General features: G+C 63.3%; 19 protein-coding genes. 12 read left to right on the plus strand and 7 right to left on the minus strand.

The genetic code is table 11. The annotated features are described in order from the left end of the window. Positions 1 to 133: 133 nt before the first annotated feature. From N430_RS04970 to N430_RS04995, 6 genes are all read left to right on the plus strand, one after another. Positions 134 to 1,270, plus strand: a complete 1,137-nt coding sequence (locus tag N430_RS04970) for an ABC transporter substrate-binding protein (protein ID WP_110633541.1) — start codon at positions 134 to 136, stop codon at positions 1,268 to 1,270. A gap of 153 nt (positions 1,271 to 1,423) precedes the next feature. After that, a complete protein-coding gene (locus tag N430_RS04975; protein ID WP_103445874.1) occupies positions 1,424 to 2,338 on the plus strand; it encodes a branched-chain amino acid ABC transporter permease LivH in 915 nt (304 codons plus the stop codon). A gap of 2 nt (positions 2,339 to 2,340) precedes the next feature. Further along, a complete protein-coding gene (gene livM / locus N430_RS04980; protein ID WP_110633543.1) occupies positions 2,341 to 3,642 on the plus strand; it encodes a high-affinity branched-chain amino acid ABC transporter permease LivM in 1,302 nt (433 codons plus the stop codon). Further along, on the plus strand, positions 3,639 to 4,514 hold the full coding sequence (locus tag N430_RS04985) for an ATP-binding cassette domain-containing protein (RefSeq protein ID WP_085676784.1): 876 nt from the start codon (positions 3,639 to 3,641) through the stop codon (positions 4,512 to 4,514). Before livM ends, N430_RS04985 begins: the two co-directional genes overlap by 4 nt. After that, complete coding sequence (locus N430_RS04990; protein ID WP_103445872.1) at positions 4,511 to 5,227, plus strand: ABC transporter ATP-binding protein; 717 nt, start codon at positions 4,511 to 4,513, stop codon at positions 5,225 to 5,227. The genes N430_RS04985 and N430_RS04990 overlap by 4 nt, the downstream gene beginning before the upstream one ends. 594 nt (positions 5,228 to 5,821) lie before the next feature. Continuing rightward, on the plus strand, positions 5,822 to 6,589 hold the full coding sequence (locus tag N430_RS04995; RefSeq protein ID WP_110633546.1) for an SDR family oxidoreductase: 768 nt from the start codon (positions 5,822 to 5,824) through the stop codon (positions 6,587 to 6,589). A gap of 147 nt (positions 6,590 to 6,736) precedes the next feature. Here the strand turns inward: N430_RS04995 and N430_RS05000 are convergent, their stop codons facing one another. The 3 genes from N430_RS05000 to N430_RS05015 all read right to left on the minus strand — a co-directional run bounded on the left by N430_RS05000 (position 6,737) and on the right by N430_RS05015 (position 9,218). Further along, entirely contained in the window at positions 6,737 to 7,834 is a 1,098-nt protein-coding gene (locus N430_RS05000; RefSeq protein ID WP_110633548.1) for an AGE family epimerase/isomerase, read from the minus strand. A gap of 176 nt (positions 7,835 to 8,010) precedes the next feature. Then, on the minus strand, positions 8,011 to 8,643 hold the full coding sequence (locus N430_RS05010) for a TetR family transcriptional regulator (protein ID WP_110633554.1): 633 nt from the start codon (positions 8,641 to 8,643) through the stop codon (positions 8,011 to 8,013). 122 nt (positions 8,644 to 8,765) lie between these two features. Continuing rightward, positions 8,766 to 9,218: a phage infection protein gene (locus tag N430_RS05015; RefSeq protein WP_116583635.1), complete on the minus strand. Its 453-nt coding sequence runs from the start codon at positions 9,216 to 9,218 to the stop codon at positions 8,766 to 8,768. A gap of 341 nt (positions 9,219 to 9,559) precedes the next feature. Here N430_RS05015 and N430_RS05020 point away from each other — a divergent pair, with 341 nt between their 5' ends. Further along, positions 9,560 to 11,626: an AsmA family protein gene (locus tag N430_RS05020; RefSeq protein ID WP_110633560.1), complete on the plus strand. Its 2,067-nt coding sequence runs from the start codon at positions 9,560 to 9,562 to the stop codon at positions 11,624 to 11,626. Positions 11,627 to 11,653: 27 nt separating this feature from the next. Here the strand turns inward: N430_RS05020 and N430_RS05025 are convergent, their stop codons facing one another. Further along, a complete protein-coding gene (locus tag N430_RS05025; RefSeq protein ID WP_110633563.1) occupies positions 11,654 to 12,184 on the minus strand; it encodes a bacterioferritin in 531 nt (176 codons plus the stop codon). A 48-nt stretch (positions 12,185 to 12,232) separates the two neighbouring features. Beyond that, on the minus strand, positions 12,233 to 12,574 hold the full coding sequence (gene osmE, locus N430_RS05030) for an osmotically-inducible lipoprotein OsmE (protein WP_110633567.1): 342 nt from the start codon (positions 12,572 to 12,574) through the stop codon (positions 12,233 to 12,235). A 124-nt stretch (positions 12,575 to 12,698) separates the two neighbouring features. Between osmE and N430_RS05035 the strand changes: the two genes are divergently transcribed. Continuing rightward, positions 12,699 to 13,589: a triacylglycerol lipase gene (locus N430_RS05035; protein WP_110633570.1), complete on the plus strand. Its 891-nt coding sequence runs from the start codon at positions 12,699 to 12,701 to the stop codon at positions 13,587 to 13,589. Here the strand turns inward: N430_RS05035 and N430_RS05040 are convergent. Continuing rightward, the gene (locus N430_RS05040) at positions 13,586 to 14,458 is read right to left on the minus strand and encodes a DMT family transporter (protein ID WP_110633574.1); all 873 of its coding nucleotides are present in this window, start codon (positions 14,456 to 14,458) and stop codon (positions 13,586 to 13,588) included. The two genes, N430_RS05035 and N430_RS05040, sit on opposite strands and share 4 nt — an antisense overlap. A gap of 122 nt (positions 14,459 to 14,580) precedes the next feature. Here N430_RS05040 and N430_RS05045 point away from each other — a divergent pair, with 122 nt between their 5' ends. From N430_RS05045 to N430_RS05055, 3 genes are all read left to right on the plus strand, one after another. After that, a complete protein-coding gene (locus N430_RS05045; protein WP_110633577.1) occupies positions 14,581 to 15,369 on the plus strand; it encodes a helix-turn-helix transcriptional regulator in 789 nt (262 codons plus the stop codon). A 62-nt stretch (positions 15,370 to 15,431) separates the two neighbouring features. Beyond that, on the plus strand, positions 15,432 to 15,719 hold the full coding sequence (locus tag N430_RS05050; protein WP_110633580.1) for a PsiF family protein: 288 nt from the start codon (positions 15,432 to 15,434) through the stop codon (positions 15,717 to 15,719). Between the two features lie 70 nt (positions 15,720 to 15,789). Beyond that, positions 15,790 to 16,797 carry an AI-2E family transporter gene (locus N430_RS05055; RefSeq protein WP_110633583.1) on the plus strand — a complete coding sequence of 336 codons (1,008 nt, stop codon included), beginning with the start codon at positions 15,790 to 15,792 and terminating at the stop codon, positions 16,795 to 16,797. 121 nt (positions 16,798 to 16,918) lie between these two features. Here N430_RS05055 and N430_RS05060 read toward each other — a convergent pair whose 3' ends face one another. Next, the gene (locus tag N430_RS05060; RefSeq protein ID WP_110633587.1) at positions 16,919 to 18,190 is read right to left on the minus strand and encodes an Hsp70 family protein; all 1,272 of its coding nucleotides are present in this window, start codon (positions 18,188 to 18,190) and stop codon (positions 16,919 to 16,921) included. Between the two features lie 163 nt (positions 18,191 to 18,353). Between N430_RS05060 and cbpA the strand changes: the two genes are divergently transcribed. Beyond that, entirely contained in the window at positions 18,354 to 19,322 is a 969-nt protein-coding gene (cbpA, locus tag N430_RS05065) for a curved DNA-binding protein (RefSeq protein WP_110633590.1), read from the plus strand. The last annotated feature ends 1 nt before the right edge of the window (position 19,323 follow it).

Genomic DNA, 19,323 nt, shown 5'->3' on the forward strand with positions numbered 1-19,323 from the left:
GCCGTCGGTCGCCTGGGGTCGACCTCTGCAGTGTGTTTTCCCGGAAGACAAAACCGATGGCACGGCCCTTGCTCTGAGCTCAGGGCTGAGAAGTTGTAGTGCCACACTAAAAAAACTCTAGGAGCACCACCTCATGTCGCAGACGTTTTACAAGAAAGGTTTCCTGGCTCTTGCCGTAGCTACGGCACTGGGTGTTTCTTCGTATGTTCAGGCCGACGTCAAGATCGGCGTCGCGGGCCCCATGACCGGGGCCAACGCAGCGTTTGGCGAGCAGTACATGAAAGGTGCGCAGGCAGCGGCCGACAAGATCAACGCCGCTGGCGGCGTGAATGGCGAGAAGATCGTCCTGGTGAAAGGCGATGACGCCTGCGAGCCGAAGCAGGCCGTGGCCGTGGCCAACCGCCTGGTCGACCAGGACAAGGTGATCGGCGTGGTCGGCCACTTCTGCTCTTCCAACACCATTCCGGCCTCCGAGGTGTATGACGAAGCCGGCGTGATCGCCATCACCCCGGGCTCCACCAACCCGCAGGTCACCGAGCGCGGCCTGAACGCGATGTTCCGCATGTGCGGTCGTGACGACCAGCAGGGCATCGTCGCTGGCAACTACATCGTCGACGTGCTCAAGGGCAAGAAGGTCGCGGTGCTGCACGACAAGGACACCTACGGCCAGGGCCTGGCTGATGCGACCAAGGCGCAGCTGGAGAAGCGCGGCGTCAAGCCGGTGCTGTACGAAGGCCTGACCCGTGGCGAGAAGGACTTCAGCGCCGTGGTCACCAAGATCCGTGCCGCCGGTGCCGACGTGGTCTACTTCGGTGGCCTGCACCCGGAAGCCGGCCCGCTGGTGCGCCAGCTGCGCGAACAGGGCCTGAAGGACGTCAAGTTCATGTCCGATGACGGCATCGTCACCGACGAACTGGTGTCCACTGCCGGCGGCGCGCAGTACGTCGATGGCGTGTACATGACCTTCGGTGCCGACCCGCGCCTGCTGCCGGAAAGCAAGGCGGTGGTCGAGGAGTTCCGCAAGGCCGGCACCGAGCCTGAAGGCTATACCCTGTATGCCTACGCCTCGGTCCAGGCCCTGGCCGCTGGCTTCAACGGCGCCAAGTCGAACAAGGGCGAAGATGCTGCCAAGTGGCTCAAGGCCAACCCGGTCGAAACCGTCATGGGCAAGAAGGAGTGGGACAGCAAGGGCGACCTGAAAGTCTCCGACTACGTGGTCTACCAGTGGGACAAGGACGGCAAGTACCACCAGCTGGAAAAACAAAAATAATACGGCAGCTGGCCCGGACGCCCGTCCGGGCCATTGCCCCTGCGGTACCGGTCCTTATTCGGAGACCTGCACGGTTCTGCGCTGCCAGGCCCGCTTCATCCGTGGCTTGTGGTGGTCAGCGCGCGTGCAGTCTCGCTCAGGTGAGATTGCGTTATGGATGGTATTTTCCTGCAGCAACTGGTCAACGGCCTGACCCTCGGGTCGGTCTATGGCCTGATCGCCATCGGCTACACAATGGTCTATGGCATCATCGGCATGATCAACTTCGCGCACGGCGAGGTGTACATGATCTCCGCGTACCTCGCGGCGATCAGCCTGGCATTGCTGGCCTATTTCGGTGTCGAGTCGTTCCCCCTGCTGATGCTGGGCACACTGTTGTTCACCATCGTCGTCACGGGCGTGTATGGCTTCACCATCGAGCGCATCGCCTATAAACCCCTGCGTAACTCCACCCGCCTGGCACCGCTGATCAGTGCCATCGGCATCTCGCTGATCCTGCAGAACTACGCACAGATCAGCCAGGGCGCCCGCCAGCAAGGCGTGCCGACCCTGCTCGAAGGCGCCATGCGCATCGAAGTCGGCACCGGCTTCGTGCAACTGACCTACACCAAGATCTTCATTCTGGTGGCGGCGTTCGTCGGCATGGGCCTGCTCACCTACGTGATCAAGTACACCAAGCTCGGCCGCATGTGCCGCGCTACCCAGCAAGACCGCAAAATGGCCTCGATCCTCGGTATCAACACCGACCGGGTGATTTCCTACGTGTTCGTCATCGGTGCGGTGATGGCCGCGCTGGCCGGCGTGCTGATCACCCTCAACTACGGCACCTTTGACTTCTACGCCGGCTTCATCATCGGTATCAAGGCGTTCACCGCCGCGGTACTCGGCGGCATCGGTTCGCTGCCAGGCGCCATGCTCGGCGGGATCATCCTGGGCATTTCCGAGTCGCTGTTCTCTGGCCTGATCAACTCCGACTACAAGGACGTGTTCAGCTTCTCGCTGCTGGTGATGATCCTTATCTTCCGCCCACAAGGCCTGCTGGGTCGCCCGCTCGTGGCTAAGGTGTGAACATGTCGATTGCCAAGATTGCCTCTGCCTCTGAAACCAAAGGTTTCGATATCAAGCGCAGCCTGCTCGAGACCATCGTCGCCGGCCTGCTGGCGCTCATCGTGTTCGGCCCGATCGTCGGTGTGGTCCTCGACGGCTACACCTTCAACGCCGAACCACGCCGGGTGGCGTGGCTGGTCGGCGGGGTGATGCTCGGGCGCTTCCTGCTCAGCCTCTACGTGCAGACCGCCGCCGGGCGGCGCATGCTCGAAGGCTTCGACAGCGGCGGGTCGGGCGTGCACGTCAACGCGCCGGACTACAAGTCGCGGTTGCGCTACATCATCCCGGCGCTGGTGGTGATCGCCATCATCTTCCCGGTATTCGCCAACAAGTACCTGCTGACCGTGGTCATCCTTGGCCTCATCTACGTACTGTTGGGCCTGGGCCTGAACATCGTGGTCGGCCTCGCCGGGTTGCTCGACCTGGGCTACGTGGCGTTCTACGCCATCGGTGCCTACGGCCTGGCGCTGGGCTACCAGTACCTCGGCCTGGGCTTCTGGAGCGTGCTGCCGCTGGCGGCCATTGCCGCAGCGCTGGCGGGGTGCATCCTCGGCTTCCCGGTCTTGCGAATGCACGGTGACTACCTGGCGATCGTGACCCTGGGCTTCGGCGAGATCATCCGCCTGGTGCTGAACAACTGGCTGTCGTTCACTGGCGGCCCGAACGGCATGCCGGCACCGTCGCCGACCTTCTTCGGCCTGGAGTTCGGCCGCAGGGCCAAGGACGGCGGGGTACCTATCCACGAGTTCCTCGGCATCGAGTACAACGCCAACCTCAAGTTCGTGTTCATCTACGCCGTGCTGTTCCTGGTCGTGCTGGCGGTGCTGTACATCAAGCACCGGCTGACCCGCATGCCGGTCGGCCGCGCCTGGGAAGCGCTGCGCGAAGACGAGATCGCTTGCCGCTCGATGGGCCTGAACCACGTGCTGGTCAAGCTCTCGGCCTTCACCCTCGGTGCTTCCACCGCAGGCCTGGCCGGGGTGTTCTTTGCCACTTACCAGGGCTTCGTCAACCCATCGTCGTTCACCTTCTTCGAGTCGGCGCTGATCCTCGCCATCGTCGTGCTCGGCGGCATGGGCTCGACCGTTGGCGTGGTGATCGCAGCGTTCGTGCTGACCGTGGCACCGGAGCTGCTGCGCAGCTTCTCGGAGTACCGCGTGTTGCTGTTCGGTGTGCTGATGGTGCTGATGATGATCTGGCGACCGCGTGGGCTGATCCGCATCAGCCGTACCGGTGTGACCCCGCGTAAAGGAGTGGCGCCATGAGCGACGAAATCATTCTCTCGGTCGACAACTTGATGATGCAGTTCGGCGGCATCAAGGCGCTCAGCGACGTCAGCCTGAAGGTCAAGCGCAACCAGATCTTCGCCCTGATCGGCCCCAACGGCGCCGGCAAGACCACCGTGTTCAACTGCCTGACCGGCTTCTACAAGGCCAGTGGCGGGCGCATCGAGCTGAACGTGCGCGGCAGCCACACCAATGTCATCCAGCTGCTTGGCGAGCGCTTCCAGGCGGCAGATTTCGTGTCGCCGGCGCGCTTTGCCAACCGTCTGTACTACAAGATGTTCGGCGGTACCCACCTGGTCAATCGCGCAGGTCTGGCGCGGACTTTCCAGAACATTCGCCTGTTCAAGGAAATGTCGGTGGTGGAAAACCTGCTGGTAGCCCAGCACATGTGGGTCAACCGCAACCTGCTGGCCGGGGTGCTCAACACCAAGGCCTACCGCAAGGCCGAGAGCGACGCCCTGGACCACGCGTTCTACTGGCTGGAAGTGGTCGACCTGGTCGACTGCGCCAACCGCCTGGCCGGTGAACTGTCGTATGGCCAGCAGCGCCGCCTGGAAATCGCCCGGGCCATGTGCACACGGCCGAAGATCATCTGCCTGGACGAGCCGGCTGCCGGCCTCAACCCGCAGGAGACCGAGGCCCTGAGCCGGATGATCCGCGTGCTGCGTGACGAGCACGACATCACCGTGGTGCTGATCGAACACGACATGGGCATGGTCATGAGCATTTCCGACCATATCGTCGTGCTCGACCACGGCAACGTGATTGCCGAAGGCGCGCCGCAGGAAATCCGCCACAACCCGACGGTGATCGCCGCCTACCTGGGTGCCGACGAAGAGGAACTGGTATGAGTGCACCCATTCTCGAACTGAAGGAACTGGACGTGTTCTACGGGCCGATCCAGGCGTTGAAAAAGGTGTCGATGCACATCAACGAAGGCGAAACGGTGAGCCTGATCGGTGCCAACGGCGCTGGCAAGTCGACCCTGCTGATGTCGATTTTCGGCCAGCCGCGGGCGGCGTCGGGGCATATCGTCTACCGGGGCACCGACATCACCCGCAAGTCGTCGCACTACATCGCCTCCAACGGCATCGCCCAGTCGCCGGAAGGGCGCCGGGTGTTCCCCGACATGACCGTCGAGGAGAACCTGATGATGGGCACCATCCCCATCGGCGACAAATACGCCACTGAAGACATGCAGCGCATGTTCGAGCTGTTCCCGCGCTTGAAGGAACGGCGCAACCAGCGGGCCATGACCATGTCCGGTGGCGAGCAGCAGATGCTGGCCATTGCCCGGGCGCTGATGAGCCGGCCGAAACTGTTGCTGCTGGACGAGCCCTCGTTGGGGCTGGCGCCGATCGTGGTCAAGCAGATCTTCGCGACCCTGCGTGAACTGGCCAAGAGCGGGATGACCATCTTCCTGGTGGAGCAGAACGCCAACCATGCGCTCAAGTTGTCGGACCGGGCGTATGTGATGGTCAACGGGCAGATCCGCATGAGCGGGACGGGTCAGGAGCTGCTGGTCAACGAAGAGGTGCGCAACGCTTATCTTGGCGGGCATTGAGTGATATGCGGGGGCTGCACTGCAGCCCCTTGTTCAATGTGGACAACTTGTCGCATATGTTTCTCGAGCGACTCGACAATCCCCTCGCAAGCCCTTGTTTCCACAGGGCAGATCTTTTCCACGATTAATGTGGAACCGCCTGTGGAAAACATGGTGGCATCTCGCTCTATCCCTTTATCCGCAAGGCCTGCAAGGCTCTGGTCATAAAATGATCAGATGCCCTTTGTGCATGATTTCACGCGCATTTTTGCACAGGCCGAGATCTGCGAAAGGTGCTCGAAAGCCTGTGGATAAGTCTGTGGGAAAGCCTTGGACAGACCGCTGCAGACGGCATGATTGAAAGCGTTGCGCCATCACCGAAAGATATCCACCGACCACAACGGGCTGAAAGGGTTCCGCGCAGTGGATAAGTTGCCCCCAATCCGTGGGGAAAGCCCTGTGGATAACATGCGCATAGCTGGCGCCGAGCGCTCTGCCACAAGGGTTTGCCACATATGAACAAAAAATGAACAGCGAACTGTGCGGCTTGCTGCCAACGCCCGGCGCGGGCATGCTGCAAAGCTGTCGATGACAACCTACCGTGAGGAACAGAGCATGACATCCACCGTATTCATCACTGGCGCGACATCCGGTTTTGGCGAGGCCACCGCCCGCCGTTTCGCCGAAGCCGGCTGGAAGCTGGTGCTCACCGGCCGTCGCAAGGAACGTCTGGATGCCCTGTGCGCCGAGCTGTCGGCCAAGACCGAAGTGCACGGCCTGGCCGTTGACGTGCGTGATCGCAAGGCCATGGAGCAGGCCATCGCCAGCCTGCCGGCCGGTTTCGACAAGCTGCGCGGCCTGGTCAACAATGCCGGCCTGGCGCTGGGTGTGGATGCGGCGCAGAACTGCAGCCTGGACGACTGGGAAACCATGGTCGACACCAACATCAAGGGCCTGATGTACACCACCCACCTGCTGTTGCCACGCCTGATCGCCTATGGTCGTGGCGCGTCAATCCTCAACGTCGGTTCCGTGGCGGGCAACTACCCATACCCGGGCAGTAACGTGTATGGCGGCACCAAGGCCTTCGTCGGCCAGTTCTCGCTGAGCCTGCGCTGCGACCTGCGCGGCACTGGCGTGCGGGTGAGCAACATCGAGCCGGGCCTGTGCGAGAGCGAGTTCTCGCTGGTGCGCAACAGCGGTGACCAGGCCAAGTACGATGCCACCTACGCGGGCGCAGAGCCTATCCAGCCCCAGGACATCGCCGAAACGATCTTCTGGATCCTCAATCAGCCGGCGCACATCAACATCAACAGCCTCGAGCTGATGCCGGTGCGCCAGGACTTTGCGGGGCTGTCGATCGACCGTTCCACCAGAGGTTGATCCGAGGCTCTGCCACCGAACTGTGGGAGCGGCCTTGTGTCGCGAAAGGGCTGCGCAGCAGCCCCGGGCTTTCAGCGCAAATGCACAAATTGCTGGGGCTGCTTTGCAGCCCTTTCGCGACACAAGGCCGCTCCCACAGGGGAGGTTTCAGGCCAGGCGTCGCAGGCCTTCCAGGCAGGTCGCCAAGTGATAGGGCGTAGTCGAAGGCATGTCATGCCGGCTCACCGCCCCTTCGCCATCGCGGCACTCATACCAGCCACCTGCATGCAGGAACTGCTGTTCCATCGCCTTCAGCTGGACCAGCAGCTTCGCTTCATTCCCCGAGCGCAACACCAGTGCCCGCAGGTATTCCGCCTGTGCCCAGATCCGCTGGGTCGCATCGAGCACACTGCCTTCCACATCGAGCATGGCCAGCACTGCCGCATTATTGACCCCGCACAGCTCGGCATAGCCGAAGGCCCGCTCGATGGAGGCATGCAGCGCGGTCCCGCGCAGCAGTGGCGAGGTTTCCAGCAGGTAGAACCATTCGAACTGGTGCCCCGGCTCGAACCAGTTATCCACAGTGCCTCGTGGCTTCTCCAGCATCAGCCCATGCTGCGGCTCGATGAAGTGTTCCTGCAGGGCTGTGCACAACTGCAGCAGAGATTGCTGCACGTGCTCGTCCTCACGTACCGCCAGCACTTGCAGGAAGGCTTCTGCCAGGTGCATCTGCGGGTTCTGCAGCGGGCCGCTGCCAAGGTCGGCCCAGTCTTCGCCAAGGCTGGCTTCATACAGACCGTCATCCCGGGCGAACTGCTCGTCGACCACTTCCAGGGCAGCATTGAGGGTGGCTTCCACCAGGCCTTCGCCAACCTTGCCCCAGTAGTGCGCGCACGCGAACACGATGAAGGCGTGGGTGTACAGGTCCTTGCGTCGGTCCAGCGGTTTGCCCTCGGCGTCGATGCTGTAGAACCAGCCGCCATGCTCGGCATCGTGGAAGTGCTTCTGCAATGAACGGAACAGCGCCGCCGCCCGCTCGGCGGCGCCCGGTTGCTCGATGCGGCTGCTGAACAGGTACAGCTGGCGCGCACAGGCCATGGCCCGGTAGCGCTGCACCGGCAACGGGCGATGCTGGGCGTCCAGGGCCTCGTAGGGCAGGGCCATCTCGGCGTTCCAGCCCGGCCCTTGCCACAGCGGCACGATGCGTTCGGCGAAGTGCTGGTTGAAGCGGGCCAGTTCGGGCAGGGTGGGGCGGGGGTTGGGCATGTTGGCGCTCGTCGCTTTCGGGCAGGGCGCCATGGTAGCAGAACTGGGGTTGTGGGTTGGCTGTGCCGGCCTCTTCGCGGGCAAGCGCGCTCCCACAGGGACCGCACCGGGCCTGAGGGCAACACAATACCTGTGGGAGCGGGCTTGCCCGCGAAAGGGCCAGAGCAGGAGAGCGATCAGCTCGGGTTGCCCAGGCCTTGCCAGTGGCGTGCGCCGACGAAGATGAAGCGCAGCTGCTGGGTGATCTTTTCCTGGGCGCTCAGCACCTGTGGATAACCCGGCTCCGGGCTGTCGATCAGTTCCGGCAAGGTGGCGAACACGGTCTTCACCACCAGGTCGGCCATCACCGCCAGTGCGGCGTTGTCCAGGTGCTGCCAACGCTTCATCCGCGCAAGGTCGGTGGCCAGGTCGTCGCTGATGTCCTGGCGCAGGCGGGCGATGGCCTGGCGCACGGCTTGCGAACCGCCATACTGCTCGCGGGCGAGGAACAGGAACTGGGCGCGGTGGGCGGCGACCACGTCGAGGAAGATGCGCACCGAAGCATCGGTGATGCCACCGAGCTCAAATTCGTTATGCCGCACCAGGCGGATGGTCTGGCGGAACGTGGCGTCGACTTCGGCCACCAGCGCCAGGCCCAGGGCGTCCATGTCGGAAAAGTGCCGATAGAAACCGGTAGGCACGATACCTGCCGCCTTGGCCACTTCGCGCAGGCTCACGCTGCCAAAGCCACGGCCGCTCTCCATGAGCTGGCAGGCGGCGTCCAGCAGGGCCTGGCGGGTCTGTAGCTTCTGTTCGGCGCGCGGCAGCATGGGGCGGGCTTCTGTGACGGTGAGGCTGGGCACTCTAGATAAAAAAACGAAGCCCGGTCAATGGACCGGGCTGGGAGGGGAGCAAGCCGTGTGACAGAGGTTGTTCTTTTCGGCCATGGCGATCAGCTCACGTGGCTGATTGCAACCAGGCGATCCGAGCCACCTTCAGCTACGCGGCCACTGCGTTCGATCAGACGGTCCGAGCCACCTTCGGCAACACGGCCACTGCGTTCAATCAGACGGTCCGAGCCACCTTCGGCAACGCGGCCACTGCGTTCAATCAGACGGTCCGAGCCACCTTCGGCAACACGGCCAGAGCGTTCGATCAGACGGTCCGAGCCACCTTCGGCAACGCGGCCACTGCGTTCGATCAGGCGGTCCGAGCCACCTTCGGCAACACGGGCAGAGCGTTCGATCAGGCGATCCGAGCCACCTTCGGCAACGGTTTTGAGCGGTTGGGCGATCTCGGCTGCGCTGGAGCGCGATTCGGCGGTCAGGTGCTGGTCGGCAGCCGGCAGGGCGAAGGCGTTGGCAGCAAGGATCGACAGGGTCAGGGTCAGCAGGGTGCGTTTCATGGTTCGGTGCTCCTCTCGGGGGCTGGAAAGTGGGTACGAAGCCAATGCTACGCCCGGTGACGCCAGAGAGAAGTTCATACGGGTAATGGTAACAATCGACGGTATTGATAGCGTTTTGCAGGGGCTCTATCTCGGTGCTTTCGAGATGTAATGCGGCTATTTGCCAGTAACGACTTGAGGTAACACCAGCCATTGGCCGAGACCAAAAGCCAAGCAAGAACCCCAAAAAAAACTCGCTATCATGGCCGTCTCCGATAAAACCCAGGGGGTTTTCATCAGTCCGAGATATTGAGTGCCATCGTTACGCCTGCTTTGTGCCTTGCCGTCAGGAGAATCACGCAATGACGCGTCCCGCCAGAATCCTCGTCTGGACCTTAACCACCCTGTTGACCCTGCTGGCGATCCTGGTAGTGATCATCGCCACCTTCGACTGGAACCGCGTCAAGCCGCTGCTTAACGAGAAGGTTTCCGAGGCCTTGCACCGGCCATTCGCGATCAATGGCAATCTCGCCGTGCACTGGCGCACCGAGCCGGAAGAAGGCGGCTGGCGCGCGTGGGTGCCGTGGCCGCACTTCATTGCCGAAGACCTGACCTTGGGCAACCCAGACTGGCTGAAGGAACCGCAGATGGTCGGCCTGGAGCGCGTGGAGTTCCGCCTGGCGCCGCTGCCGCTGCTGTTCCAGCAGATCAGCATCCCGCGCATCGACCTGACCAAGCCTACCGCCAGCCTCACGCGCCTGGCCGATGGACGCGCGAACTGGACCTTCGACTTCGGGCCCAAGGACGAGAACGAGGCGCCGTCCAAGTGGCAGCTGGACATCGGTGCCATCGGCTTTGACCAGGGTAATGTGAGCTTCGATGACCAGACCTTGAAAACCAGCATGAAGGTGCAGATCGACCCGCTGGGCAAACCGATCCCCTTCAGTGAAATCGTCGGCAAGGCCGGCGCCGAAAAGGTTGGTGGCGCCCAGGACTATGCGTTCGGGCTCAAGGCTCAGGGCCGCTACAAAGGTCAGCCGGTGTCCGGCACCGGCAAGATCGGCGGCTTGCTGGCGCTGCAAGACGCCAATCAGCCGTTCCCGTTGCAGGCCGACGTGCGCATTGCCGATACCCATGTGGTGCTCGCCGGTACACTGACCGACCCGCGTAACCTCGGCGCATTGGACCTGCGCCTGCGCCTGTCCGGTGCCAGCCTGGGCAACCTCTACCCGTTGACCGGCGTGACGCTGCCGGACACCCCGGCCTATTCCACCGACGGCCGTCTCCGCGCCAACCTGCATGCCGCAGAAGGCGCGACCTTCAATTACCAGGGCTTCAACGGCAAGATCGGCGACAGCGACATCCATGGCGACCTGGCCTTCGTCGCCAGCCAGCCAAGGCCCAAGCTCTCCGGCAACCTGGTGTCCAACCAGTTGCTGTTCAAGGACCTGGCCCCGCTGATCGGTGCCGACTCCAATGCCGAGCAGAAAGCCCGCGGTGGTGCCAGCAAGCAGCCGGCCGACAAGGTGCTGCCGGTGGAAGAGTTCCGCACCGAACGCTGGCGGGCCATGGACGCCGACGTTACCTTTGCCGGCAAGCGCATCGTGCACAGCGAAAAGCTGCCCTTCAATGACCTGTCTGCCCACGTGATCCTGGACGACGGCCTGCTGCGCCTGGAGCCGCTGCGCTTTGGCGTGGCCGGTGGCAGCCTGGCCTCCAACATCCGCCTTGACGGCCGTAACGTGCCGCTGCAGGGGCGTGCCCAGCTGACGGCGCGTGGCTTCAAGCTCAAGCAGCTGTTCCCCAGCTTCGCACCGATGCAGACCAGCTTCGGCGAGCTTAACGGCGATGCCGACATCAGTGGCCGTGGCAACTCGGTGGCGGCGTTGCTGGGCACGGCCAACGGCAACCTGCGCATGCTGATCAACGATGGCGCCATCAGCCGCAGCCTGATGGAGATTGCCGGGCTCAATGTCGGTAACTACGTGGTGGGCAAGCTGTTCGGCGACGAGGACGTGAAGATCAACTGCGCGGCGGCGGATGTCGGGATCAAGGACGGGCTGGCGACTACGCGGTTGTTCATCTTCGATACCGAGAACGCGATCATCTACATCAATGGCACGGCCAACTTTGCCAGTGAGCAGCTGGACTTGAAGATAACCCCGGAATCCAAGGGGCTACGGCTGTTCTCGCTGCGTTCGCCGCTGTATGTGCGCGGGCCGTTTGCCAAACCGAGTGCCGGGGTGCAGGCGGTGCCACTGGCGCTGCGCGGGGCGGGGATGCTGGCGTTGGGCGTGGTTGCCGGGCCGGCTGCCGGGTTGCTGGCGCTGGTGGCGCCGAGCAGTGGGGATGAGCCCAACCAGTGCACGCCATTGCTGCAGCAGATGAAAGCCGGCAAGGCGCCGGCTGCGGTGAAAAAGCAGAAATAGAGTGGGGGCGCATAGCGCCCCCAGTCATTACAGCCCTTGAAGCAGATCGGACATGTCGTCCGCGTGCTCTTCTTCCTGGGCCAGGATGTCCTCGAAGATCCGCCGTGTAGTCGGGTCTTTATCGCCAATGTACTGAATGATCTCGCGATAGCTGTCGATGGCAATCCGCTCTGCCACCAGGTCCTCCAGCACCATCTCCTTCAGCGAACTGCCCGCCACATATTGCGCATGGGAATTCTTGGTGAGGTTGTCCGGATTGAAGTCCGGCTCACCGCCCAACTGCACGATGCGCTCGGCCAGTTTGTCGGCATGCTCGGCTTCCTGGTTCGCATGTTCGAGGAACTCGCTGGCCGCCACACTGGCCTTGATCCCGCTGGCCATGAAGTAATGGCGCTTGTAGCGCAGTACGCAGACCAGTTCGGTGGCCAGCGACTCGTTGAGCAGGCGCAGGATTTCCTGGCGGTCGGCGTGGTAACCCTCGGTCACCGCGCCTTGCTCGACATGCTCGCGGGCACGTTTGCGCAGGGTTTGCACATCGGTCAGTTCAACGTTGCTCATGATTGTCTCCAAACAGATCAGGACGGGTGTTCACGGTAGGTAGAAGGCTCAAGCGCCGTGGGCGGCTTTGCTGTCCTCTTCTCGTTGCTTGCAGGTCTTGAAGCCCTTGGCATCGACATGGCCGGTGGCGTCGAAGCGCACGTAGTACGGCTGCTGGTGGCCGTCGCGGTTGAGGATGTAGTCGTTGCAGGTACCCCCGTGCGGCAAGTCGATCACGTTCGATGGGCTGCCGCCGATGGCGATGACCTTCTGCATGGTCATGCCGTTTTCCACCTGCTTGACCAGCGGTTCGTCGCGGTAGGTGACATGGTCCACCGGGTTTTCCGGGTGGCTGCTGCAGGCGGCCAGCGCGGCGCTTGCCAGAAGGATTGCCAGGGTCTGCTTGTACATGGTCCCGCTCCTTGCAAAGGGTCTGTTCTGGTTTGGAACCGCGCAGCGCGTCGGGAGTTCGATTGCGATGGTCATCGAAGCGGCGCTAGTGTTGGCCGATCGTCCACGGAAAGGGGCTCAAGCCATGCAGCAGGAATTGGCCACGCGATACCCATTGGTGCTGGTGCCGGGCATGCTCGGCTTTGTCCGGGTGCTGCTCTATCCGTACTGGTTCGGCATCGTGCCGGCGTTGCGCAAGGGCGGCGCACAGGTGTTCCCGGTGCAGGTCTCGCCGCTGCATTCCAACGAGGTGCGCGGTGAGCAGTTGCTGGCGATCATCGAAGACATCTGCCAGCGCACGGGGGCGGCCAAGGTCAACCTCATCGGCCACAGCCAGGGCGCGCTGAACGCACGTTATGCGGCGGCCAGGCGGCCGGATCGGGTGGCCTCGGTCACTTCGGTGGCGGGGCCCAATCATGGCTCGGAGCTGGCCGATCACCTTGAGCGCACGGCGCCTGGTGATTCACCCCAAGGGCGCATCCTCAAGGCCATCCTGCATGGCCTGGCGGTGTTGCTGGTGTGGCTGGAAACCGGCTGGCGACGCGACCCGCTGCCGGTCGACGTGCATGCTTCCCACCAGGCCCTGACCAGCGCTGGCGTGGCCCTGTTCAACCAAGCTTATCCACAGGGGCTACCGGATACCTGGGGCGGGGAGGGGGCGTATGAGGTCAGCGGCGTGCGTTACTACTCCTGGTCCGGCACCTTGCAGCCGGGGCTGACTGACCAGGGGCGCAACCGCTTCGACGGCAGCAACCGCTTCTGCCGGCTGTTCGCACGCAGTTTCGTCAGGGAAAAGGGCCATTGCGACGGCATGGTCGGGCGTTTCAGCTCGCACCTGGGGCAGGTGATCGGCGATGACTACCCGCTCGATCACCTGGATATCGTCAACCAGCAGCTGGGCGCCGTGGGCAAGGGCGCCGAGCCGCTGCGGCTGTTCACTGAACATGCGGCTCGGCTCAAGGCGGCCGGGCTCTAGCGGCGTACCGGCGTGGTCCAGCGCTCGGCCAGTATGACGCCGACCAAGGTCAGCAAACCACCGATCAGGTGATAGCTGGCCAGTCGTTCGTCGAGGACTACTGCGGCGATCAGCGCGGTCACCAACGGCAGCAGGTTGAAGAACAACGTCGTACGGCTTGGCCCCAGGCGATGCACGGCCTGCATCCACACCAGCGGCGCGATCATCGAGGCGAGCACGCAGGCGTACAGCACCAGGCCGATGTTGTGGCCATTCAGTCCGGTCTTGTTCGAAAGCAGGAACAGCGGCAGCAACACCAGGATGGCTACCAGCACTTGCAGGTACAGCAGCTGCAACGGTGGCAGGCGCAATTGCCATTTCTTCAGCAAGAAGCTGTACAGCGCGTAGGCCAGGGTCGCTACCAGCATCAGCAGGTCGCCGCTGTTCAAGCCTTGTTCCAGCAAGATGCCGGGCTGGCCGGCGGAGACCACTTCGAGCACGCCGACGAACGACACCACGGCGCCTGCGAGGGCCCCGTAGCTCAGGCGCTGGCCCAGCCAGGCGATGGACAGGGCCAGTGACATCAGCGGCATCAGCGAGAGGATGATGCCCATGTTGGTGGCGCTGGTGATACCGGCGGCGAAGTACGCCAGGCTCTGATACACGGCCATGCCCAGCACGCCGAGGATCGCCACCTTGCCCAAGTGCGGGCGGATGGCCGCACGGTTGCGCCACACGGCGGGCAGCAGGAACGGCGTGAACAGCGCGCCGGCCAGCAGCCAGCGGTAGAAGCCGATTTCGGCAGGGTAGATGGCGCCGGCCGACATCTTGGTGACCACGGTATTACCGGCCCAGATGAGAATGGCGACCAAAGGGAAGAGGTAGTTCATGAAGCGGTTACTCGTCTGGCTTGGCTGGGGCCGAAAGGCAGGCCCCATGGACGCTCATTATCGGCTGTCTGTTCATAAGCCTATACTTCCATCCAGACAACCTGCCCCACGAAGCAGACAGCATGCCGCGCAAATACCTCGACATCCCTCAGTTCGCCCAACTCCCGGCTCCGGTGTACTTCCGCCATGACGAGTTCGGCGCCGACACCCACAGTGCGCCCCATCGCCATGCCTGGGGCCAGCTCAACTACACGGCCCACGGGGTGATGCATCTGGATGTCGCCGGCCAGCGCTTCCTCTCGCCACCCCACTATGCGGTGTGGGTGCCGCCAGCTACCGAGCATGGCTGCTACAACCCCCAGGCCATCGTCTATCGTTCGGTCTATCTCGACCGCAGCCTGTGCGCTGAACTGCCGTCGCAGCCGTGCAGCCTGATCATCAGCGACATCCTCAAGGCCATCCTCGCTGACTTCGCCCGCCGCGACCTGCGGGTGGCGCAGGATGAACGCGACCAGCGCCTGGTGCAGGTATTGCTCGACCAACTGCACCAGGCGCCGACCCAGACCTGCTACTTGCCCTTCTCCCACAATGAGGGCCTGCGCAAGGTGCTGGATGCCCTCACCGCCGAACCCGGCGACAACCGGCCGTTGGCCGACTGGGCGGCCCGGGTGCATGTCAGCGAGCGCACCTTGGCCCGCCAGTTCCTGCGCGAACTGGGCATCAGCTTCGGCGAATGGCGCCTGCGCTTGCGCTTTCTGCGCGCCATCGAGGCCCTGGAGGCCGGGCTGCCGATCCAGGCGATTGCCTTCGACCTGGGCTACAGCAGCGCTTCGGCATTCATTGCCATGTTCCAGCGCCAGGCCCGCTGTACACCTGAGCAGTACCGGCGGCAGGCCCGGCATGGTGTGTAAGATTTCTTGTCTACACTCAGCCTGACCCCGTGCATCGGGCGCGGAGACAAGGAGACCACTCCATGAAGATGTTGCACGTGCCACTGCTGGCGCTGGCTGTGCTGTTCAGCGCGCAAGGATTTGCCGCCAACACGGCACAACAGGAAAAGATGAAAACCTGTAACGCCGACGCCACGACCAAGGCCCTCAAGGGCGATGAACGCAAGGCGTTCATGAGCACTTGCCTGAAAAAGGACGTGCCACAGTCTCAGCAGGACAAGATGAAGACCTGCAACGCCGACGCCACCACCAAGGCGCTCAAGGGTGACGAGCGCAAGGCGTACATGAGCGACTGCCTGAAGAAGAAGTGACCTGCGCCTATGCCTGTGTCCTGAAGGCTGGCAGACTGCGGGCATTCCCGCTGTCTGCCGTAGAGGCTGTATGACTTTCACCCCCCGTCAGATCACCCTGGCCAGCCTGATCATCGTCATGGCCGGCCTGCTGCTGGCCCTGCCTCTGAAATTGCTCCCCAGCCTGTTGGCTGGCCTGCTGGTGTTCGAGCTGGTGAACATGCTCACCCCGCGCCTGCAACCGCTGATCGCCGGGGAGCGTGCGCGCTGGCTGGCGGTGGCGCTGCTGGGGGTGCTGGTGGTCAGTATGCTGACCCTGCTGATTGCCGGTGCCTTCAGCTTCCTGCTGCACGAAGCCGAGAACCCCGGTGCCTCGCTGGACAAGTTCATGACCTTGGTCGAGCGTGCCCGCAGCCAGCTGCCGCCGTTCATCGAAGCCTACCTGCCGGCCAGCGCGGCGGAGTTCAAGGTGGCCATCGGTGACTGGATCAAGAGCCACCTGAGCGACCTGCAGCTGGTGGGCAAGGGCATGGCGCACATGTTCGTGACCCTGCTGATCGGCATGATCCTCGGCGCCATCATCGCCCTGCAGCGCATTCCCGACATTTCCCGGCGCAAGCCCCTGGCTGCGGCCCTGTTCGAGCGGCTGAACCTGCTGGTGCAGGCGTTTCGCAACATCGTCTTCGCGCAGATCAAGATCTCGATGCTCAACACCGCGTTCACCGGCATTTTCCTCGCCGTGGTGATGCCGTTGTTCGGCGTGCACTTGCCGCTGACCAAGACGCTGATCGTGCTGACCTTCCTGCTCGGGCTGCTGCCGGTGATCGGCAATCTGATGTCCAACACCCTGATCACCATCGTCGGCATGTCGTTGTCGATCTGGGTGGCGGCGGCAGCGCTGGGCTACCTGATCGTGATCCACAAGGTCGAGTATTTCCTCAACGCCAAGATCGTCGGTGGGCAGATCAGAGCCAAGGCCTGGGAGCTGTTGCTGGCGATGCTGGTGTTCGAGGCGGCGTTCGGCTTGCCGGGGGTGGTGGCGGGGCCGGTCTATTACGCCTACCTGAAGAGTGAGCTGCGGCGGGCGGAGCTAGTCTGACAGATTGCTGGGGCCGCGTTGCGGCCCTTTCGCGACCCAAGGCCGCTCCTACAGGTGATCGCGCTCCCTTGTAGGAGCGGCCTTGGGTCGCGAAAGGGCTGCAAAGCAGCCCCAAAATGGCTCAGGCAGCACCGTAGCGCTTGCGGGCCTCGATCGCCAAACCGCTACCGATGCTGCCAAAGATGTTGCCTTCCACATGCCGCGCATTCGGCAGCATCGCCGACACGCTGTTGCGCAGTGCCGGAATCCCGCTCGAACCACCAGTGAAGAACACCGTATCAACCTGGCCAGCGCTCACGCCAGCCTTGGCCAGCAGCTCGGTCACACTGCCGCGCACCCGCTCCAGCAGCCCTTCGATCGCCTCCTCGAACAGCACCCGGGTCAGGTCCACGCCCAGCTCGCGCTCGACACGACTGAGGTCGACGCGGCGGCTGACCTGCTCGGTCAGTTCGATCTTGCTGGCTTCCACTTCCATCGCCAGCCAGTGCCCGGCGCGCTCTTCGATCAGCTTGAACAGGCGATCGATGCCCAGCGTGTCCTCGATGTCATAGCGCATGCTGCCCAGCGCCAGCTGCGACTTCTGCGAGTACAGGGCGTTGATGGTGTGCCAGGTGGCCAGGTTCAGGTGGTAGCTGGTCGGCATCAGCGCGCCGCTCTTCATCCGGCTGCCGTAGCCGAACAGTGGCATCACGCCCTGCAGGCTCAGCTGCTTGTCGAAGTCGGTACCGCCGATGTGCACGCCGCCGGTGGCGAGGATGTCGCTCTGGCGCTCGGCCACCAGGTGGCGCTCGGGCGACAGGCGGATCAGGGTAAAGTCCGAGGTACCACCGCCGATATCGACGATGAGCACCAGCTCTTCACGGCTGATGCCCGACTCGTAGTCGAACGCCGCGGCAATCGGCTCGTACTGGAACGACACGTCCTTGAAGCCGATCTTGCGCGCCACTTCGGCCAGGGTGTCTTCAGCCTCCTGGTCGGCGGCCGGGTCTTCGTCGACGAAGAACACCGGGCGGCCCAGCACCACCTGCTCGAATTCACGACCGGCGGCAGCCTCGGCACGCTTTTTCAGCTCGCCGATGAACATCCCCAGCAGGTCCTTGAACGGCAGGGCGCTGCCCAGCACGCTGGTGTCGTGCTTGATCAGCTTGGAGCCCAGCAGGCTCTTGAGCGAGCGCATCAGGCGGCCTTCGTAGCCTTCCAGGTACTCGTGCAGCGCCAGGCGGCCATACACCGGGCGACGCTCTTCGATGTTGAAGAACACCACCGACGGCAGGGTAATCTTGCCGTCTTCCAGGGCGATCAACGATTCGACGCCCGGGCGGTGCCAGCCGACCGTGGAGTTAGAGGTGCCGAAGTCGATGCCCAGGGCGCGGGCTGGCGATACGTCAGACATGGGAAAAAGCTTCCGGAGGCAAAACGGCCGCGCAGTGTATGCCAGTTGGCTACAGAATCAAGACCGATCGTCTGCCTTGAGGCAACCCCAAGCGAACCTTGAAAGGCTATGCTTGACCCCTATCTTCAGATGCAACACGAAAATTCACATTGGTGATCCACAGATGGACTTCAAAGACTATTACAAGATACTCGGCGTAGAGCCCACGGCGGACGACAAGGCGATCAAGGCCGCGTACCGCAAGCTGGCGCGCAAGTATCACCCTGACGTGAGCAAGGAGCGTGACGCCGAGGACAAGTTCAAGGAGGCCAACGAGGCCTACGAGGTGCTTGGTGACGCGCAGAAACGCGCTGAATTCGACGAAATCCGCAAGTACGGCGGTCAGCACGGTCGGCCGTTCCAGGCACCACCGGGCTGGCAGAGCCGTGGCGGCGCGGGTGGCGCTGGCGGTGGCTTCGAGGGCGGCGACTTCTCCGACTTCTTCAGCTCGATCTTCGGTGCCCGTGGCGGTAATCCGTTCGGTGGTGGCGGCCGGCAACAACAACGCAGTGCCGGCAGGCGAGGGCAGGACGTGGAACTGGAACTGGCGATCTTCCTGGAAGAAACCCTGAGCAAGGAATCCAAGCAGATCAGCTTCCAGGTGCCGCAGACCAACGCGGCTGGCCAGCGCACCGGGTTCACCACCAAGACCCTGAACGTGAAGATCCCTGCCGGGGTCACCGACGGCGAGCGTATCCGCCTCAAGGGCCAGGGCGCCCCGGGCGTTGGCGGTGGTGCCACTGGCGACCTGTTCCTGACCGTGCGCATGGCACCGCACCCGCTGTTCGATGTCGAAGGTCATGACCTGATCATCACCGTGCCGCTGGCGCCGTGGGAGGCTGCCCTGGGCACCAAGGTGGCGGTGCCGACCCTGGATGGCAAGATCAACCTGACCATCCGCCCCGACAGCCAGAGCGGCCAGCGCCTGCGCGTGCCGGGCAAGGGCCTTGCCAACAAGAACGGCGAGCGCGGCAACCTCTATGCGCAGCTGAAAGTGGTGATGCCGCCGGCTTCCGACGCTGCTACCCGTGAACTGTGGACCCAGCTTTCCGAGAAAGCGGCGTTCGACCCGAGGACACAATGGAGTAAGTGAT

Origin of the sequence: Pseudomonas sp. CC120222-01a, from assembly GCF_003097235.1 — a bacterium.
In the GTDB taxonomy this organism is placed as follows: Bacteria; Pseudomonadota; Gammaproteobacteria; order Pseudomonadales; family Pseudomonadaceae; genus Aquipseudomonas.

Excerpts from the sequence above, each read along its gene's own strand:
- N430_RS04990 (WP_103445872.1), top strand. The coding sequence starts at position 4,511 with ATGAGTGCACCCATTCTCGAACTGAAGGAACTGGACGTGTTCTACGGG.
- N430_RS05010 (WP_110633554.1), bottom strand. The coding sequence starts at position 8,643 with ATGCTGCCGCGCGCCGAACAGAAGCTACAGACCCGCCAGGCCCTGCTG.
- N430_RS05020 (WP_110633560.1), top strand. The coding sequence starts at position 9,560 with ATGACGCGTCCCGCCAGAATCCTCGTCTGGACCTTAACCACCCTGTTG.
- N430_RS04970 (WP_110633541.1), top strand. The coding sequence starts at position 134 with ATGTCGCAGACGTTTTACAAGAAAGGTTTCCTGGCTCTTGCCGTAGCT.
- N430_RS04975 (WP_103445874.1), top strand. The coding sequence starts at position 1,424 with ATGGATGGTATTTTCCTGCAGCAACTGGTCAACGGCCTGACCCTCGGG.
- livM (WP_110633543.1), top strand. The coding sequence starts at position 2,341 with ATGTCGATTGCCAAGATTGCCTCTGCCTCTGAAACCAAAGGTTTCGAT.
- N430_RS05025 (WP_110633563.1), bottom strand. The coding sequence starts at position 12,184 with ATGAGCAACGTTGAACTGACCGATGTGCAAACCCTGCGCAAACGTGCC.
- N430_RS05000 (WP_110633548.1), bottom strand. The coding sequence starts at position 7,834 with ATGCCCAACCCCCGCCCCACCCTGCCCGAACTGGCCCGCTTCAACCAG.
- N430_RS05060 (WP_110633587.1), bottom strand. The coding sequence starts at position 18,190 with ATGTCTGACGTATCGCCAGCCCGCGCCCTGGGCATCGACTTCGGCACC.
- cbpA (WP_110633590.1), top strand. The coding sequence starts at position 18,354 with ATGGACTTCAAAGACTATTACAAGATACTCGGCGTAGAGCCCACGGCG.
- N430_RS05040 (WP_110633574.1), bottom strand. The coding sequence starts at position 14,458 with ATGAACTACCTCTTCCCTTTGGTCGCCATTCTCATCTGGGCCGGTAAT.
- N430_RS04985 (WP_085676784.1), top strand. The coding sequence starts at position 3,639 with ATGAGCGACGAAATCATTCTCTCGGTCGACAACTTGATGATGCAGTTC.
- N430_RS05015 (WP_116583635.1), bottom strand. The coding sequence starts at position 9,218 with ATGAAACGCACCCTGCTGACCCTGACCCTGTCGATCCTTGCTGCCAAC.
- osmE (WP_110633567.1), bottom strand. The coding sequence starts at position 12,574 with ATGTACAAGCAGACCCTGGCAATCCTTCTGGCAAGCGCCGCGCTGGCC.
- N430_RS05035 (WP_110633570.1), top strand. The coding sequence starts at position 12,699 with ATGCAGCAGGAATTGGCCACGCGATACCCATTGGTGCTGGTGCCGGGC.
- N430_RS05050 (WP_110633580.1), top strand. The coding sequence starts at position 15,432 with ATGAAGATGTTGCACGTGCCACTGCTGGCGCTGGCTGTGCTGTTCAGC.
- N430_RS05055 (WP_110633583.1), top strand. The coding sequence starts at position 15,790 with ATGACTTTCACCCCCCGTCAGATCACCCTGGCCAGCCTGATCATCGTC.
- N430_RS04995 (WP_110633546.1), top strand. The coding sequence starts at position 5,822 with ATGACATCCACCGTATTCATCACTGGCGCGACATCCGGTTTTGGCGAG.
- N430_RS05045 (WP_110633577.1), top strand. The coding sequence starts at position 14,581 with ATGCCGCGCAAATACCTCGACATCCCTCAGTTCGCCCAACTCCCGGCT.